Here is a 17,281-nt window from a genome sequence, read left to right on the forward strand (position 1 = left end):
CACCTACACGCCGTGATCGCGCGCCCAGCCCACGATCTGGGTGCGCGAGGTGAAGCCGAGCTTGGTGAGAATGTGTTCGACGTGCGTCTCCGCCGTGCGCACCGAGATCACCAGCTCGGCGGCGATGCTCTTGTTGCTGTGCCCGTCGGCGACCAGCCGGGCCACATCCTTCTCCCGCCGGGTCAGCACGTCGGCGGCCGCGGGGTCGGGGACCGCCCGGCGCGCCGGTGCGGTGGGCGGCGGCGCGGGCGTCCGGTCCAGCGCGTAGTCGACCGCGGCCGCGAGCGGCAGTGCGGCGCCTCGGTCGAATGCGGCGCGGAAGCGCTTCTCGCCCAGCGACTCTCGCACCCGCGCGCTCGTCTTCTCGCCGACCGCGCCGACGAGGGTGTCCGCCAGCCGCACCGCGCTGCGCTGCCGCGTCTCCGCCGCGCCCAGCAGCGTCGCGGCCCGCTCCATCTCCGCGCGGGCGGCGGCGGTCCAGGCCAGCCCGTCGAACGCCGAGGCCAGCCAGACGCACCGGTCCAGGCGGGCGAAGCGCTCGACCGCCTGTCTCAGGTGCGTGGTCGCCGCGTCCTGGTCGCCGTGGCGCCAGTGGTCGATTCCGGTGGCCCACAGCGCGAGTCCGCCCAGCAGGTGCGGTCCGTGCCGTTCGGTCGCCGCTCGCAGGCGCCGCGCGAGCGCCGTGGAGCGCTCGTCCTCCAGCAGCGTCGCGCAGACGAAAGCGAAGGCCAGACTGTCCATTTCGACCGATGGCTGCCCGGCGTCGCGGGCCAGCGCGGCGGCCTGTTCGGCCGAGGTCAGCGCGGTCGCGGTGTCGGCGTCGGTGAACGCGATCAGGGCGTGTGCCAGCCGGATCTCGCCCCGCAGGTCGGCGGGCACGGGATCGCCTGCGGCGGCGCAACATTCATCCCATAGGCGGGTGGCGGCCGCGCGATCCGACAGCAGCGCGGCCAGCGAGGCCGCCGACGACAGCGCCGGGATCCGTTCCCGGCTCGGCGCGCGATCGCGCGCCAGGGCGTCGGTGAGCCAGCGGAAGCCCTCCGAGAGGAACCGGTAGTGCTCCCAGAACGGGCGCAGCGCCGTCGCCGTCTCCAGCGCCAGCCGGGGCGCTTCGTCCAGCGAGAACCGCAGTGCCGCACGGAGATTGGCGTGCTCGCGGAGCAGTTCCCGGAACCAGTCGAGGTCGTCGCCGGTCCAGTAGGCGTGCTGTCCCCGCAGGGCGAGGGCGCGGAAATGGTCGCGGTGGCGGGTGCGCGCGGCGCGGTCGCCGCCGTGTTCGAGCAGACGATCGTGGCCGAACTGCCGAATGGGTTCCAGCATCGAGTATCTGGCGACCGTGCCGTCGTAGCGCGGGGTGAGCACGGACTTGTCGATCAGCCCGGTGAGCGCGTCGACGAGTGCCGGTGCGCCCGCGGGCAACTCGCACACCGCCTGCGCCGCGTCCAGGTCGAAACCACCGGCGAACACCGAGAGTTGTTGCCACAGCGCCTGTTCGGCGGGTGTGCACAGGTCGTAGCTCCAGCCGATGGCGCCCTCGATGGTGCGCTGGCGCCGCGGTGCGGTGCGCGGTCCGGCGGTGAGCAGCTCCATGGTGTCGTCGAGCCGGTCCAGCACCTGGCGCGGGGTGAACATCCGCAGGCGCAGCGCGGCCAGCTCCAAGGCGAGCGGGATCCCGTCGAGCCGGCGGCAGACGGCCGCCAGCGTCGCGGTCTCGGCGGGTGTCGCGGCGAAGCCGGGGTTGGCGGCGATGGCGCGCTGCACCAGCAGGCGCAGCGCGTCGCTGTCCGGGTCGGCGGCCGGCAGCGGCATGACGGGCAGCGCCTGTTCCCCGGCGATGCCGAGCAACTCGCGGCTGGTCGCGAGGACGCGGAGCTGTTCGGTGCCGGCGACCAGCCGCTCCACCAGTTCGGCGCAGGCCTCGATCAGGTGCTCGCAGTTGTCCAGGACGAGCAGCAGCCGCTTGTCCGCGAGGACCTCGATCAGGCGCGGCAGCGGGGCGGCGGTGTCGTCGCGCAGGCGCAGCGCGTCGGCGACGGCGAGCGTGACCAGTTCGGGGTCGCGCAGATCGGCGAGTTCCACCAGCCACACGCCGTCCGGGAAGGCCCGTGCCGTCGCCCGGCCGATCTGCCGGGCCAGCCGGGTCTTGCCGACGCCGCCCGGTCCCGCCAGGGTCAGCACGCGGGTCGAGGACAGCAGCCGGCGCGCGGCGGCCAGCTCGTCGCGGCGGCCCACGAAGCTCGTGACCTCGGCGGGAAGGTTCCCGGTGACACGCCGCGCCATGGCCGGTAACCCTATCGCGCGGCGGTGCGCCGGCGGACCGCATCGGGCATAGGCTGGATGATCGGACAGATATCCGGCGTTCGACTCATCGACGTGTGTTCGACCCATCGACCCGAGGAGGTCCGCTGTGCGGATCGGCATCTTGCTCAACGAACCGACCGGACCCGACGCGCTGCGCCGGATCACCGACGACCTGGCGCAGGCCGCCGCGGAGGGTTTCGACTCCGCGTGGCTGTCGCACATCTTCGGTATCGACGCGCTGACCGCGCTGGCGGTCGCGGGCAGCCAGGTGCCGGGCATCGAACTGGGCACCGCCGTCGTCCCCACCTATCCGCGGCATCCCGGCGCGATGGCGCAGCAGGCCCGCACCACCGCGCTGGCGGTCGGCCCCGGCCGGCTCACCCTCGGCATCGGCCTCTCGCATCAGGTCGTCATCGAGAACATGTTCGGCTACGGGTTCGAGCGGCCCGCCCGGCACATGAAGGAGTACCTGTCGATCCTGCTGCCGCTGCTGGAGGGCGAAAACGTCTCGTACCAAGGCGAAACGCTGAGCGCCAACCTCGCCCTGAGCGTCCCGAACGAGGGTCGGGTGCCGGTGCTGATCGCGGCCATGGGCACGCAGATGCTGAAGCTGGCGGGCCGCCGCGCCGACGGCACCGTGCTGTGGATGACCGGGCCCGCGACCATTCGCGAGCACATCGCGCCGACCATCACCGCCGCCGCGACCGAGGCGGGCCGCCCGGCGCCGCGCGTCGTCTGCGCGCTGCCGGTGCTGGTCACCGACGACGTCGACGGCGCGCGGGAATCGGCCGCGCAGGTGTTCGGCGCCTACGGCTCGCTGCCCTCGTACCGGGCGATGATGGACCGCGAGGGCGCCGCGGGCCCGGCCGACCTGGCGATCATCGGATCCGAGGAGCAGGTGGCGGCCCGGGTCCGAGCGGTCTTCGAGGCGGGCGCGACCGAGTTCTACGGCGCCGTGTTCGCCGGTGGCGAGGCCGCGGCCCGCACCCGCAAACTCCTTGCCGGACTTGCCGATTGAGGTGTCGTGATGGCACGCCGCGCCCGGGTGGAGGATGTGCACGAGCTGGCCGGATCGATGCCGCACGTGACCGTCGAGTACGGCCCGCAGGGTAACGCGATCTATCAGGTGGGGCGGAAGTCGTTCGTCTTCTTCCGCACCCCGCGCCCGGATGCGTTCGACCCCGAGTCCGGGGAGCGCTACACCGATGTGATCGTGATCTGGGTGCCCTCGGAATCGGACAAGCGGGCGCTGGTGCAGGATCCCGGCTCGCCGTTCTTCAGCACCGCGCACTTCGACGGTCACCTGTCGGTGCTGGTGCGCGGCAGCCGGATCGGCGAACTCGGGCTCGACGAGCTGACCGAGGTGATACAGGACGCGTGGCTGTCGCGCGCCTCGGCGGCGCGGGCGAAACGCTGGCTAGCCGAGCACGGCTGACCGAACGCTGTTGACCTCGAGTGTGGTTGAGGGTGGACAGTGTCGGCATGACGCAAACCGCAGAGTTCTGGAACCCGGTGTACGACAACGGCACCGCGCCGTGGGTGATCGGTGAGCCGCAGCCCGCGATCGTCGAGCTGGAACGCGAAGGCCGAATCCGCGGCCGCGTACTCGACCCCGGCAGCGGGGCGGGGGAGCACACCATCCTGCTCACCCGCCTCGGCTACGACGTGCTCGGCGTCGACCTCTCGCCCAGCGCCGTGGCCCACGCCCGCCGCAACGCCGCCGAGAAGGGCGTGCCCGCAGCGCGTTTCGAGGTCGCCGACGCCGTGCGGCTGGGCCGCGAACCCGCCGCGACCGCCGCGCTGGGGGTCTTCGACACGATCATCGACAGCGCGTTGTTCCACGTGTTCCGTGAGGAGCCCGAGGCCCGCGCCGACTACGTGCGCGGCCTGCACGCCCTCTGCGCGCCGGGCGGGTACGTGCACGTGCTGGCGCTGTCGACCGCCGAGCCGGGCATCGGCCCGCGCATCAGCGACACCTTGATCCGCGAATCCTTCGCGGCCGGTTGGGAAGTGGAGGAGCTGCGGCCGAGCCGGTATCGCGGCCGGATCACCGGACTGGTCGCCGCCGAGGCCGACGCCCTCGACCTGCGCCCGTCGGACGACGGCATCATCGACACCGCCGCCTGGCTGGCCCGCATCCGCCGCCTGTGACCGCCGGTCAGCGCCATCCCGCGCGGCGCGGCGACAGGGCACGGCCGGCCTCGTGGGCCACCTCCAGCACCACGCGGGCCAGCCGGTCGAAGCTCATCGTCTCGACCGGACCGGACAGCGACAGCGCCGCCGGCGCGCTGCCGCGGACCCGTAACGGTGCTGCGACACAGGCGATTCCGGCGACCGACTCCTCGCGGTCGACGGCCACGCCCTGCCGCAGCCGGATCTGGGCCAGTTCACGGCGCAGGGCCTCGGGCTCGCACAGGGTGCGCGGGGTGAGCCGGGGCAGCCGGGTGCGGAACGCCGCCTCGGCGATACCCGGTTCCAGCGCGGCCAGCATGGCCTTGCCCAGCGCCGTGGCGTGCGCGGGCATCCGGCCGCCGAGCCGGGTGGGCAGCGCGGTGGCGAAGCGGCCGCCGGCCTTGTCCAGGTAGACGATGTCGCGTCCGTCGAGCACCGCCAGATGCCCGACCGTGCCGGTGCGCTGCGACAGTTCGTGCAGCAGCGGGCCGACCGCGTCGCGGATCTCGTTGTGGTCGGCGGTGAGCCCGCCCAGCTCCAGCGTGCGCATGCCGAGGCGGTAGCCGCCGGAGGTGTGCGCCAGCCAGCGCAGCCGGATCATCTGGTCCAGGATGCGGTGGACCGTCGAGCGCGGCAGCCCGGTCCGTTCCACCAGTTCCAGCAGGGTCAGCGTGGGCGTGGTGGCGTCGAACGCGTCGAGGATCAGGGTCATCCGCTCGATCATCGAGACCGGCAGGGCCGAATTGCGGGTGTCCGTCGCGTGGCGCGGGGCGGGAGTGGTGCGTTCCGCGGAGGGCAGCACGGTGACGGTCATAAAATCCTCCGATAGCTCAGGTGGAGTCTAGAAGTACTTCGATCGGGCAGGTGCGAATTCACCGTTTGTGTCTCCAGTCACAGTGACTTGCCGTCCGCCGGTTGCGAATCCGTGGAACTACGTACCTCGCGTCGATCGAGCAGGAGGATGCCGGTCCCGCCGCGCTCAGGCGTCGGTGAAGGTGACCCGCACCGAGACCGGGGTGGTCTGCAGCGCGGCGAACCCGGCCGCGGTCAGCGGCGCCAGCAGGGGATGCGGTGCGAAGGCGCGGGCGCGGGCCACCACGTCGTCGTCGGGCCGCAGCTCCGCGTGCCCGGCGAGCCACCGGTCGCCCCGGCGCAGGCGCACGCGCGGGTCGGCGCGCACGTTGTTGCCCCAGCCCGAGCGCATGCCGTGCTGGCAGATGATCCACGCGCCGTCGTCGTCGAACAGCACCGACACCGGCACCCGGCGCGGCTGCCCGGTTTTGCGGCCGATGGTCTCCAGCTCGGTGGCGAACGTCGAACGCACGCCCAGGCGGTCGAGGGCGCGGAAGGTGGGATTGGCGACGTAGCGGCCGACGGCGCGTTCGACGCGGAACTTGCGGGCCAGGCCCTGCGGTGCGGCACCGGAACCGCCGCGCCGGGGCCGGAACGCGTCGAACCCGTTGCGCCGCAGCATGGTCCCGGCGGTCAGCCACGGCGAGCGCGCGGGATCGGGGTCCTGGCCGCGCCCGAGGCGGTGCAGCTGGTCGGTGTGCCATTGCAGGTCCAAGGCCCCGTCGAAGGACTTCAGCCGACCGGCCGCGCGGCCGAGTGAGATGGCCGGCGGTCGCAGGGCCGCGGTGCGTCCGGTGAGCAGGTCGGCCGCGGCCGCGGGGAAGACCGCGGTGGGACGGCCCAGGCTGACGACGTCGCAGGCACCGGCCGAGAGCGCCGCCCGCATCGCCGCGTGCGACCGGAAGCCGCCCGTCACCGCGAGCGGTACGGTGCCCGCGACCTGCCGCGCGGTCTCGGCGTAGTCGAGGAAGTAGGCCTCCCGGGCGCGGGTGCTCGCGGTGGCCCGGCCCATCATCGCGGGGGATTCGTAACTGCCGCCGCTGATCTCGATCAGGTCCAGGCCCTCGGCGGCCAGCGCCGCGACGACCGACCGCGATTCGTCCTCGGTGAACCCGCCGCGCTGGAAGTCGGCGGAGTTGAGCTTGATCGCCACCGCGAACCCGGGGCGTACCGTCGCGCGGATCGCCCGGACCACCTCGAGCGCGAAGCGGCGGCGTCGCTCCGGATCGCCGCCCCAGTCGTCGGTGCGCCGGTTGGCCAGCGGCGACAGGAACTGGGAGACGAGATACCCGTGCGCGCCGTGGATCTGGACGCCGTCGAAGCCCGCGGCCTCGGCGACGCGCGCGGCGGTGGCGAAACGCGTTATCAGGTCCTCGATTTCGGCCGCCGTCAGCGCGCGCGGCACGGGCAGGCCGGGGATGCCGGGCGCGATCGCCGACGGCGCGACCGGCCGCCGCCGGGTGGCCAGCGGATTGGCTTGGCGGCCAGGATGATTCAGCTGCATCCAGACCGGTGTGCCGCCGTCCTTCGCGGCCTTCGCCCAGCGGCTGAGCGCGTCCAGGTGCCGCTCGTCCTCGACGACGACATTGCCGGGCTCGCCGAGCTGGGTGCGGTCGATCATCACGTTGCCGGTGACGATCAGGCCGAAACCGCCTGCGCCCCAACGCTGGTACAGGCGGTGCAGGCGCTCGTCGGGCCCCAGACCGGCGTCGCCGAGGCCCTCGCTGAGCGCGGCCTTCATGATCCGGTTGGGCAGCGTCTGCCCGCAGGGCAGGGGGAGGGGATCGGGCAGGTCGGTCATCGTCGTGTTCCTCCGTCGCGGTAGACCGATCGGTTTAGTCGCACGGTAGTACACCGATCGGTCTACGGCAAGGTAGGCTGGTCGCACTGTCATCCGCGGAGGAGGATCGCATCATGGCGGCTCGGGACCGGTTGCTCGACAGCACCGTCGACCTCATGCGCCGCTACGGCGTCGCGGGCACCGGGATCGCGCAACTGTTGCAGCACAGCGGCATCTCGCGGCGGTCGGTCTATCTGAACTTCCCCGACGGCAAGGCCGAGTTGGTCGCCGAGGCCACCCGCTCGGCCGGGCAGGCGGCGAGCGCGCTGATCCGCGAGCTCACCGCCGGCGCAGACCTGGCCGCGTGTGTGGCCGCCTTCCCGGCGCTGTGGCGGGAAACCGTAGTGAGCAGTGATTTCACCGCCGGCTGCCCGATCGTGGCCGCGGCGCTGGGCCGGGCGGAAGCACCGGCGGCGGCGGACGCGGCGGGCGCCAGCTTCGCCGACTGGGAGCAGATTCTCGCCGAGCGCCTGCGTGCGGAGCGGGTGGCGCCCGAGCGCGCGCTGGCGCTGGCGACCACCATCGTCGCCGCGATCGAGGGCGCGGTGGTGATGTCGCTGGCCACCCGCTCGGTCGACCCGCTCGAACGGGTGGGTGGCCAGCTGTCGGACCTGGTCACCACGTATACGGCTCGCTGAGGAGTCGCCGCTCTCGTCAGTGCGGCCCGCCGTGGCCGAGGTGACGTCGGCGGTCACCTCGGCGTCGCGGGCCAGGCGTCAGTCCGGTCGCGTGGCGCGGTAGTAGGTGACCCGGCCCATGAGGCGGTGGCGCTCGGAATCGACTTCCTCGCAAACGAATCCGGCGCCGCGCAGCAGCCGGGGGATGCCGTCGCCGAGATTGCCGTCGAGGTGGTGGTTGCGCAGCATGAGCCGGGCCGCGAGGCCGTCGGCAGGCGTGATCGGGCCGCCGACATCGACGATGTGGAACCGGCCGCCCGGCCGCAGCACCCGCAGCGCCTCGGCGGCCACCGCGGCCTTCACGTCGGCATCGAGGTGGTGCAGCATCAGCGAGGACAGCACCCGGTCGAATTCGCCGTCGCCGTAGGGAAGTTCCTGGGCGTAGGCGCGCTCGAAGCGGATTCCAGCCTGTCCCTGAGCCTTTCGCTCGGCGCGGGACAGGGCGCGCGGGTCGGGATCGGTGCCGATCACCTCGGCGGCGGGCCGGGCGCGCTTCGCTCGCAGCGTGAGATTGCCGGTGCCGCAGCCGATTTCGAGAACACGCTGGTCGTCTCGGAGATCGGCCTGGTCGACGAGGCGCTGGTGCAAACGGGGCGCGCCGAGCAGCCGGGTGAGCAGGTCGTAGGTCGGCAGCAGCGCGTCGCGGCCGGCGGCGGGCAGGTAGTCGTGCCGGTTTCCCATGGCCGTGGTGACGGAATGTGGACGATGTTCGGTCATGTAGTCCATCGTGATCGTCGCGAATGGGCGCTGGTTGGGTGATTCTCGGGAGAAATAGGACTATCTTCGGTCTCGTGGTGCGCGCGTCGACGAGGGTGGTGGGTCATCGCGGCGGCGTGCCCGTGTACGACTACCGCGCCGACCACCTCACTCCGCCGGTGTCGCTGCTGCGCTTCGAGTCCTTCGAGGGGCACACCATGGTGATGCGCGAGGGCGCCGAGCCGGGGGAGCGACGCGAGGTGTGGCCGCACATCCACGATTTCCCCGCGCTGTTCTACGCCGCCGAGGCCGCCGTGGTGTACGTGATCGGCGCGGGTCAGGTGGTCGACGTCGAGGCGGCCCGGACGGTCGGCGACGGTGTCGGGGTGTTCTTCGATCCCGCCGTGCTCGACGACGGGCGCACGCCGTGGCCGGCGTGGCGCTCGCATCCGCTGCTGTTCCCGTTCCTGCACGGCCGGTCGAGCGGGCTGCTGCGGCTGGAGGTGCCCGCGGACCGCCGGGCGCGGTGGGACGACGCGATCGCGGCGATCGAGACCGAACTCGCCGAGCGGCAGGAGGGGTATCGGCAGGCGGCCGCGGCACACCTGACGCTGCTGCTGATCGAGCTGGCGCGGCTGGCCGCCGACGTGGTCGGCGATCTGCGGCGCAGCGGAGAACCCTTGCTGGCCGAGGTGTTCGACGTGATCGAGCGGCGGCACGGTGAGCCGCTGTCGCTGCGGGACGTGGCGCGCGCGGTCGGCATGACGCCGGGACATCTGACCACCGTGGTGCGCCGCCGCACCGGCCGCACCGTGCAGGACTGGATCGCCGATCGGCGCATGACCGAGGCCCGCCAGCTGCTCGCCGAGACCGACCTGCCGATCGCCGAGATCGCCCGCCGCGTCGGCGTTCCCGACCCCGGCTACTTCACCCGGCTGTTCCGCCGCACGCACGGCGAGCCGCCCCGCCGCTGGCGCGACCGCGTCGCCGAGGCGTCGTAGTGATCCGGTGAAATTCCCATGTGCCCAGGCAAGGGGTGGGCAACTAGCCTGTCTCCCATGAAGATTCTGGTCACCGGAGCCACCGGGAACATCGGTAGGAAAGTGGTCGATCATCTGATTGCGCTGGGCGCGGACGACATTCGCGCCCTGTCCAATCACCCCGAACGTGCCGGACTACCCGAGGGCGTCGAGGTGGTGCGCGGTTACCTGCGCCGGCTGTCGTCGCTGCCCGCCGCGTTCGAGGGGGTGCAGCGGATGTATCTGGCGCCCGCCCTCGAGACCGTCACCGAGGTGGTGGAGCTGGCCCGGCAGGCGGGCGTCGGCCGCATCGTCGACCTGTCCGGCGACGAGACCACGGACTGGCAGCCGATCGCGCACGCGGTCGAGAAGTCGGGCGTCGCCTGGACGCACCTGTACGCGGGCGAGTTCATGGAGAACACCACGATGTGGGCGGAGCAGGGGCGCACCACCGGCACGGTGCGCGAGCCGTACCCGGAGTCGGCGAACGCGCCGATCGCGATGGACGACATCGCCCGGGTCGCCGCGACGGTGCTGACCCAGGACGGCCACGACGGCATCGCCTATCCACTCACCGGCCCCGAAACCCTCACCCGCGCAGAGCGAGTCCGCCAACTGGGCGCGGCGCTGGGCCGCGAGCTCACCTTCGAGACCGTGCCCCGTGCGGACACCGTCGCGGCCCTGCGCCCGACCATGGGCGATTTCGCCGAATGGTACGTGGACGGGCTCGCCGCCATGGTCGACCACCCGCAACAAGCCACCACCGCCGTAGCCGACCTCACCGGCCGCCCCGCCACCACTTTCGCCGAATGGGCCACCGCGAACGCGGACCTGTTCCGCTGAGCGCCGGTCGCTTCCGCTGAGCGCCGGAGGCTTCGTGATGTCCCTGTGGGGGGCAAGTCCCGCACCGATATTCGGGGCGAGGTAGGGCGGTCGACGAGGGGCGGGGGCGCTGTCGGCGGGAGTGCTCAGCGTTCGAGTGCGGCCTCGATGTCAGCTCGGCTCGGGATGGACGCGCTCGCACCGAGTTTCGTGGTGGCCAGGGCGCCTGCGGTGCAGGCCCAGGCGAGGGCCGTGGCGGGGCCGCGGTGCCAGTGGGCGGCGAGGGCTCCGGTGAAGGTGTCGCCCGCGCCGGTGGTGTCGACGACCTCGACCCGCACACCCGGGTGGGCGATCTCGCCGTCGGGTCCGCGGTACACCGCTCCGTTCGCGCCGCGCGTGACTACCACGTGCGGCACGGTATCCAGGGACGCGGCCAGTCGCTCGGACTCGCCCTCGTTGACCACGGCGATGTCGACGACGGACCAGAACTCCGGCGAAAGATCCTGCGCGGGTGAGGGATTGAGCAGCACGGTGGTGCCCGAGGCGCGGGCGTGCCGGGCGGCGGCGAGCACGGTCGGCAGCGGAATCTCCAACTGGCACAGCAGGATGTCCGCCGCCGCCACCGCCGCGAGGTCGTCCGCGGTGAGGTCGGTCAGCGTCGCGTTGGCGCCCTCGACGACGATGATGGTGTTCTCGCCGGCGGAGTCAACCACGATCGTGGCGACGCCGCTCGGACCGGCCGCCGTGCGCAGCCGCCGGGTCCCCACCCCCGCCCCGTCGAGCACCTTGCGCAATTCCGCCGCGAACAGGTCGTCGCCGACCGCGCCCACGAAGTCGACCTCGGCACCCGCTCGCCGCGCCGCGATCGCCTGATTGGAGCCCTTCCCGCCGGGCACCATGTCGAAGCCGCGGCCGAGCACGGTCTCACCGGGTTCCGGCCGCCGTCCGGTCGTCGTCACCAGATCCATGTTGATGCTGCCCACCACCGCGATTCGCGCCATATCCGCACAGTAGGCTGATACGCATGACTGCTCCCACTGCCACCGATCAGGACTCGGTCCGCACGGTGGTGCACGACGCGGCGCGCCGGGCCCGGGTGGCGTCGCGAACGCTCGCCCAGCTCACCACCGAACAGAAGAACACCGCGCTGCACGCCGCCGCCGACGCGCTGCTGGCCGCGAGCGACCGGGTCCTCGCGGCCAATGCCGAGGACCTCGAGATCGCCCGCGCGGCCGGCACCGCCGAGTCGCTGCTCGACCGGCTGCGCCTGACCGAGGCCCGCGTCGACGGGATCGCCTCGGGGCTGCGCCAAGTCGCCGGCCTGCCGGACCCGGTGGGCGTGGTGGTGCGCGGGTCGACGCTGCCGAACGGACTCGAGATCCGGCAGGTGCGGGTGCCGCTGGGTGTGGTCGGCATGGTGTACGAGGCGCGGCCCAACGTCACGGTCGACGCGTTCGGGCTGGCGCTGAAGTCCGGGAACGCGGCGGTGCTGCGCGGGTCCTCCTCGGCGGCCCGGTCCAACGCCGCGCTCGTCGAGGTGTTGCGGGAAGCGCTTGTCGCACAGGGACTTCCGGCCGACGCGGTGCAGCTGCTGCCGAGCGAGGACCGTTCCAGCGTCACCCATCTGATCCAGGCGCGCGGCCTGGTCGACGTGGTCATCCCGCGCGGCGGCGCCGGCCTGATCAACGCCGTGGTCCGCGACGCGCAGGTGCCGACCATCGAGACCGGCACCGGCAACTGCCACGTCTACGTGCACGCCGCCGCGGACCTGGACATGGCCGAGGCGATCCTGCTCAACGCCAAGACCCGCCGGCCCAGCGTCTGCAACGCCGCCGAGACCGTGCTGATCGACGACGCCGTCGCCACCACCGCGGTGCCCCGCCTGATCGAGGCGCTGGAACGGCACGGCGTCACGGTGCACGGCGACCTGCCGGGCCTGATCCCCGCGAACGACACCGACTGGGGCGAGGAGTACCTGTCCCTCGACATCGCGCTCAAGGTGGTCGCCGACCTGGACGCGGCCGTGGAGCACATCAACACCTGGGGCACCGGGCACACCGAGGCCATCGTCACCGGCGACCTGGCCGCGGCCCGCGAGTTCAGCAACCGGGTCGACGCGGCCGCTGTCATGGTCAACGCCTCCACCGCCTTCACCGACGGCGAGCAGTTCGGCTTCGGCGCGGAGATCGGCATCTCCACCCAGAAGCTGCACGCCCGCGGCCCCATGGGCCTGCCGGAACTCACCTCCACCAAGTGGGTCGTCTGGGGCGACGGGCAGATCCGGCCCGTCTGAGCCCGGGTGGTTCGCCGCGCGGTCCGGCGAACGAACAGCGAACTCGGCCCTACCGTCGCCCGACCCACCCTGCCACGTCGGTAGCGGTCCGCGTCTGCGACCGCGTGCACGACGTGGTCGCATCGGACTCCGTGCTCTGCACGCGGCGAGGCGTCGCGAACGGTGACATGCGGCCGGTCGCCGGGAGCGTGCGATTCCTGACACCCGGTATCAGGCGGGTGCGCTGGATGTGTACCGTCGAACGAAGACGTCTATACGGTGCATACCCGGTATGCCCGCGGCCTCGGGGCCGGCAACCGTAGGGGAGTGGCGGGCCGCTTCCGGAGGAGGACCAGTGCAGACCGCAGTGCACGAGCCGATCTTCGCGTCGGTCGACGACGTGATCGAGCGGTTGTCGCAGACCGGCTATCTGGCCGACAAGGGCACCGCGACCTCGGTGTTCCTGGCCGACCGGCTCGGCAAGCCGCTGCTGATCGAGGGACCGGCGGGCGTCGGCAAGACCGAGCTCGCGCGGGCCGTGGCCCAGGTCGCCGCCGCCGAACTGGTGCGCCTCCAGTGCTACGAGGGCATCGACGAGGCGCGCGCGCTCTACGAGTGGAACCACGCCAAGCAGATCCTGCGCATCCAGGCCTCCAGCGAGAACGGCTGGGAGGACACCAAAGCCGACGTCTTCAGCGAGGAATTCCTGCTGTCGCGCCCGCTGCTCACCGCGATCCGGCGCACCGACCCCACCGTGCTGCTGATCGACGAGGCCGACAAGGCCGACGTCGAGATCGAGGGCCTGATGCTCGAGGTGCTCAGCGACTTCGCCGTCACCGTCCCCGAACTCGGCACCATCGCGGCGGTCCGCCGCCCGTTCACGGTGCTCACCTCCAACGCCACCCGCGAACTGTCCGAGGCGTTGAAGCGCCGCTGCCTCTACCTGCACATCGACTTCCCCGACGAGGAACTCGAGCGACGCATCCTCGCCAGCCGCGTGCCCGAGCTGGCCCCGGCCGTGTCGGCGCAGCTGGTGCGGGTGGTGCACGTGCTGCGCGGCATGCAGTTGAAGAAGCTGCCCTCGGTGGCGGAGACCATCGACTGGGGCCGCACGCTGCTGGCGCTGGGCCTGAAGGACCTCGACGACAAGACGGTCCGCGCCACCCTGGGCGTCGTGCTCAAGCACCAGAGCGACCACCAGCGCGCGCTGGCCGAGTTGAAACTGGCCTGACCGATGTCCGGCAAGCGCGGCACGACCCGCTCGATCGTCCCGGCGGTGTGGCGGTCCGCGCCGCGGATGTCGGCGGAGGAACCGGAATCCGTTGCGCCGCATGGCTTGTCGGGTCACCTGATCGGGTTCGTGGAGGCGCTGCGGGGCCGCGGCATCCCGGTGGGCCCGTCGGAGACCGTAGACGCCGGCCAGGTGCTCACCGTGCTGGACCTGATGGACCGCGAGATGCTGCGCGAAGGGCTGGCCTGCGCGCTGCTGCGCCGCGCGTCCCAGCGCGCGACCTTCGACGGCATGTTCGACCTGTGGTTCCCCGCCGCGCTGGGCGAGCGCGCGGGCGCGCAGGAGGTGGAGATCCCGCGCAAGCCCGACGGCGAGGTCGACATCATCGAGTTGCGAAAGATGCTGGCGGAGTTGCTGGTTGCCGATCCCTCGGGGGAGCAGGCGCGGCAGTTGCAGGAGCTGGCGGCGCAGATGGTCGAGCAGATGGGGCAGTACCGGTCGGCCAACGGGCCGTCGTTCTCGGCCTATCAGACGCTCAAGGACCTGCAACCCGAACTGCTGGTGAGCAAGATCCTCGCCGGTCTGGCCGCGGGGACCGACAATTCGGACTTCGACACCGAGGTCGCGCGCCGCATCGCGCGGCAGCGCATCAAGGACTTCCGCGGCACCGTCGAGAGCGAGACGCGCCGCCGCGTCGCCGAACGCATCGGCCGCGACCGGGTGGCCACCTACGGCGTGCAGCGCCAGGCCGAGGACGCCGACTTCCTGCGCATCTCCGAAAACGAGCTGGCCGAACTGCGCCGCAGCAGTCAGCGGCTGGCCCGGGTGCTCGCCTCGCGGCTGGCCGCGCGCCGGCGGCGGGCCCGGCGCGGGGAGATCGACCTGCGCAAGACGCTGCGCAAATCCATGTCGACCGGCGGCGTCCCGATCAAGCTGGCCGCCCGCAAGCCGCGTCCCGGACGCCCGGATCTCGTTCTGCTGTGCGACATCTCGGGTTCGGTGGCCGGCTTCTCCAGTTTCACGATGCTGCTGGTGAACGCGCTGCGCGAACAGTTCTCGCGGGTGCGGATCTTCGCCTTCGTGGACCGCGTCGACGAGGTCACCCACCTGTTCGACCAGGTGACCCCGCTGGACCAGGTGACGCGCCGCATCTTCACCGAGGCCGAGGTGGTCGGCATCGAAGGACATTCCGACTACGGCACCGCCCTGCGCGGTTTCGCCGAGGACTGGCCCGACGCCGTCACCAGCCGCACTTCCCTGCTCGTCCTCGGCGACGCCCGCACCAACTACCGCGACCCCGCCCTCGACACTCTCGCGGACCTGGTGAAGGTCGCCAAACACGCCTACTGGCTCAACCCCGAGGCCGAAAAGGTCTGGGGCACAGGCGATTCCGCCGCCAACCGCTACGCCCAGGTGATCGAGATGCACGAATGCCGCTCGGCCCGCCAACTCACCTCCGTAGTCAGTCGCCTACTCCCGGTATAGGGGTTCGGGCCGCGGCATTAGAACTCGTTAAGCCGCCCGCAAGCCGCCGGGGCGACGATGCACGCGTGCCGAGCCGACCCCGGGAGACCGACGAGCGCCCAGCCGACCCGTCGCCTGTCGCATCGTCCGACGACTCCGGGTACGGCCCGAACGAACTGTCCGCGCTGATCGAATTCGGTACCGCGCGGCTGGCCGACACCCCCGCCGTCGCGGAGGGCGCGTTGCGGCGGGCGGTGCGCGCCGGTGCGGCCGTACTGCCCCCGGATCAGCTCGCCCGGCTGTATTCGCTGATCGTCACCGCGATCTGCGGGCAGCCCGGGCGCGAGGCCGACCTGGCCGCCGCGGCACTGGTGGCCGCGGATCGCTGGTGGAGCCTGTCGGCCAACGACGCCGCGCACTACACGCTGCTCGCCGCCCGCCTCTACTACCGGTGCGGCCGCCACCACGAAGCCGTCGGCCTCTACCGGCGCGGGCTGTCCTGCCCCGACCTCCCGTACCCGGCTCCCGAAATCGCGGTGCTGCACGAGCAATACGGCACCTGCCTGCTCGCCGTGCACCGATACCGCAGCGCCGCAACGGTATTCGACATCGGTGCGCGACTGGCCGCTGACGACCCCGACTGCCGCGACCTGCACCGCGACCTGCTCGCCTCGGCATCCACCGCCCGCGCGGCCGCGCGCCCGATCGCCGCGCTCCGCCGCGCCCTGGCGGCGTCCCTCGCCCGCGTGCGTCGTCCGGCAACGCGCTGAGCCGCCGCGCGGTGCGCAACCGGACCACGCGGCTGCCGCCCCGCGATGAACGCGAGCGCGCTCCCGCCCCTGGACCGCAGGTGGCTGTGGTGCCGGGTGTTCGGACCCGCGCCCAGTAAGCTCGGCATCCGTGCAAGAAACAGGTCGGCGCAAACTGGGTGTGATGGGTGGGACCTTCGATCCCGTCCATCACGGGCACCTGGTTGCCGCCAGCGAGGTCGCGCACCGCTTCGACCTCGACGAAGTCATATTCGTCCCCACCGGGCAGCCGTGGCAGAAGGCCAGCAAGCAGGTCAGCCCGGCCGAGGACCGGTATCTGATGACCGTCATCGCGACCGCGTCCAATCCGCGGTTCTCGGTGAGCCGGGCCGACATCGACCGCGCCAAGGTCACCTACACCGTCGACACCCTGCGTGACCTGCAAAGTCAGCATCCCGACGCCGACCTGTACTTCATCACGGGTGCGGACGCGCTGGCCAGCATCCTCACGTGGCAGGATTGGGCGGAACTGTTCGAGCTGGCGAAATTCGTCGGGGTGAGCCGTCCGGGGTACGAATTGAACATCGACCACCTCGCCGAACACCTGCGCGACATGCCGGCCGACGCGGTCACCGTCATCGAGATCCCCGCCCTGGCGATCTCGTCGAGCGAGTGCCGTCGCCGTGCCGCCGAGGGGCGACCGGTGTGGTACCTCGTCCCGGACGGGGTCGTGCAGTACATATCGAAGCGGCACCTGTACGTGCCGGGAGGGAACGGGAGAGCTGGATGACGGCATCCGTCGAAGCGGTCGAGACGGCGCGGATCGCCGCGCGCGCGGCCGACGAGAAGCTGGCTTCCGACGTGGTGGTGCTGGACGTCTCCGAGCAGCTGGTGATCACCGACTGTTTCGTGATCGCGTCGGCGCCGAACGAGCGGCAGGTCAACGCGATCGTCGACAACGTCGAGGAGAAGCTGCGGCTGTCCGGGCACAAGCCGGTGCGGCGTGAGGGCACCCGTGAGGGGCGCTGGGTACTGCTGGACTACGTCGAGGTCGTGGTGCATATCCAGCACAGCGACGAACGCGATTTCTATGGCCTGGAACGGCTTTGGAAGGACTGCCCGCAGGTTCCCGTGGACGGGCTGGGCGGGCCGCGCGGCGACGAGGCCGCTGAGTGAGCCTCGGATT

At 71.9% G+C, this 17,281-nt stretch carries 17 protein-coding genes; 12 read left to right on the forward strand and 5 right to left on the reverse strand.

What is annotated here, in order from left to right:
• Positions 1-3 precede the first annotated feature (3 nt).
• Positions 4-2,280 carry a LuxR C-terminal-related transcriptional regulator gene (locus IU476_RS37030; protein WP_195099561.1) on the reverse strand — a complete coding sequence of 759 codons (2,277 nt, stop codon included), beginning with the start codon at positions 2,278-2,280 and terminating at the stop codon, positions 4-6.
• A gap of 127 nt (positions 2,281-2,407) precedes the next feature.
• On the opposite strand from IU476_RS37030, the gene IU476_RS12125 reads away from it, so the two are divergent.
• The 3 genes from IU476_RS12125 to IU476_RS12135 are packed head-to-tail and all read left to right on the forward strand — an operon-like array spanning position 2,408 to position 4,452.
• Entirely contained in the window at positions 2,408-3,319 is a 912-nt protein-coding gene (locus tag IU476_RS12125) for an LLM class F420-dependent oxidoreductase (RefSeq protein ID WP_195099562.1), read from the forward strand.
• A 9-nt stretch (positions 3,320-3,328) separates the two neighbouring features.
• A complete protein-coding gene (locus IU476_RS12130) occupies positions 3,329-3,736 on the forward strand; it encodes an MmcQ/YjbR family DNA-binding protein (RefSeq protein ID WP_195099563.1) in 408 nt (135 codons plus the stop codon).
• Between the two features lie 47 nt (positions 3,737-3,783).
• Positions 3,784-4,452: a class I SAM-dependent methyltransferase gene (locus IU476_RS12135; RefSeq protein ID WP_195099564.1), complete on the forward strand. Its 669-nt coding sequence runs from the start codon at positions 3,784-3,786 to the stop codon at positions 4,450-4,452.
• Positions 4,453-4,459: 7 nt separating this feature from the next.
• Here the strand turns inward: IU476_RS12135 and IU476_RS12140 are convergent, their stop codons facing one another.
• Positions 4,460-5,287 (reverse strand): IclR family transcriptional regulator, encoded by an 828-nt coding sequence (locus IU476_RS12140; RefSeq protein ID WP_195099565.1) that lies wholly within the window; start codon positions 5,285-5,287, stop codon positions 4,460-4,462.
• A gap of 165 nt (positions 5,288-5,452) precedes the next feature.
• On the reverse strand, positions 5,453-7,126 hold the full coding sequence (locus IU476_RS12145; protein ID WP_195099566.1) for a nitroreductase family deazaflavin-dependent oxidoreductase: 1,674 nt from the start codon (positions 7,124-7,126) through the stop codon (positions 5,453-5,455).
• A gap of 113 nt (positions 7,127-7,239) precedes the next feature.
• Here IU476_RS12145 and IU476_RS12150 point away from each other — a divergent pair, with 113 nt between their 5' ends.
• Entirely contained in the window at positions 7,240-7,803 is a 564-nt protein-coding gene (locus tag IU476_RS12150; protein WP_195099567.1) for a TetR/AcrR family transcriptional regulator, read from the forward strand.
• 78 nt (positions 7,804-7,881) lie between these two features.
• On the opposite strand, the gene IU476_RS12155 is transcribed toward IU476_RS12150, so the two are convergent.
• Positions 7,882-8,559, reverse strand: coding sequence for a class I SAM-dependent methyltransferase (locus IU476_RS12155; RefSeq protein WP_228823482.1), 678 nt, complete (start codon positions 8,557-8,559; stop codon positions 7,882-7,884).
• A gap of 77 nt (positions 8,560-8,636) precedes the next feature.
• On the opposite strand from IU476_RS12155, the gene IU476_RS12160 reads away from it, so the two are divergent.
• Positions 8,637-9,539 carry a helix-turn-helix transcriptional regulator gene (locus IU476_RS12160; protein WP_195099881.1) on the forward strand — a complete coding sequence of 301 codons (903 nt, stop codon included), beginning with the start codon at positions 8,637-8,639 and terminating at the stop codon, positions 9,537-9,539.
• A 57-nt stretch (positions 9,540-9,596) separates the two neighbouring features.
• Positions 9,597-10,400 (forward strand): NmrA family NAD(P)-binding protein, encoded by an 804-nt coding sequence (locus IU476_RS12165; RefSeq protein WP_195099570.1) that lies wholly within the window; start codon positions 9,597-9,599, stop codon positions 10,398-10,400.
• A 125-nt stretch (positions 10,401-10,525) separates the two neighbouring features.
• Here IU476_RS12165 and IU476_RS12170 read toward each other — a convergent pair whose 3' ends face one another.
• Complete coding sequence (locus IU476_RS12170) at positions 10,526-11,380, reverse strand: ribokinase (RefSeq protein WP_195099571.1); 855 nt, start codon at positions 11,378-11,380, stop codon at positions 10,526-10,528.
• A gap of 23 nt (positions 11,381-11,403) precedes the next feature.
• Here IU476_RS12170 and IU476_RS12175 point away from each other — a divergent pair, with 23 nt between their 5' ends.
• The 6 genes from IU476_RS12175 (at position 11,404) to rsfS (ending at position 17,271) form a co-directional block, all read left to right on the forward strand.
• The gene (locus tag IU476_RS12175; RefSeq protein ID WP_195099572.1) at positions 11,404-12,672 is read left to right on the forward strand and encodes a glutamate-5-semialdehyde dehydrogenase; all 1,269 of its coding nucleotides are present in this window, start codon (positions 11,404-11,406) and stop codon (positions 12,670-12,672) included.
• A gap of 334 nt (positions 12,673-13,006) precedes the next feature.
• Positions 13,007-13,882, forward strand: a complete 876-nt coding sequence (locus tag IU476_RS12180) for an AAA family ATPase (RefSeq protein WP_195099573.1) — start codon at positions 13,007-13,009, stop codon at positions 13,880-13,882.
• Between the two features lie 66 nt (positions 13,883-13,948).
• The gene (locus tag IU476_RS12185; protein ID WP_195099882.1) at positions 13,949-15,367 is read left to right on the forward strand and encodes a vWA domain-containing protein; all 1,419 of its coding nucleotides are present in this window, start codon (positions 13,949-13,951) and stop codon (positions 15,365-15,367) included.
• Between the two features lie 65 nt (positions 15,368-15,432).
• On the forward strand, positions 15,433-16,116 hold the full coding sequence (locus tag IU476_RS12190; RefSeq protein ID WP_195099574.1) for a hypothetical protein: 684 nt from the start codon (positions 15,433-15,435) through the stop codon (positions 16,114-16,116).
• 130 nt (positions 16,117-16,246) lie between these two features.
• A complete protein-coding gene (nadD, locus tag IU476_RS12195) occupies positions 16,247-16,885 on the forward strand; it encodes a nicotinate-nucleotide adenylyltransferase (protein ID WP_195099575.1) in 639 nt (212 codons plus the stop codon).
• Positions 16,882-17,271: a ribosome silencing factor gene (rsfS, locus tag IU476_RS12200; RefSeq protein WP_195099577.1), complete on the forward strand. Its 390-nt coding sequence runs from the start codon at positions 16,882-16,884 to the stop codon at positions 17,269-17,271. Before nadD ends, rsfS begins: the two co-directional genes overlap by 4 nt.
• Positions 17,272-17,281 lie beyond the last annotated feature (10 nt).

Source organism: Nocardia blacklockiae, assembly GCF_015477355.1.
Classification (GTDB): domain Bacteria; phylum Actinomycetota; class Actinomycetes; order Mycobacteriales; family Mycobacteriaceae; genus Nocardia; species Nocardia blacklockiae.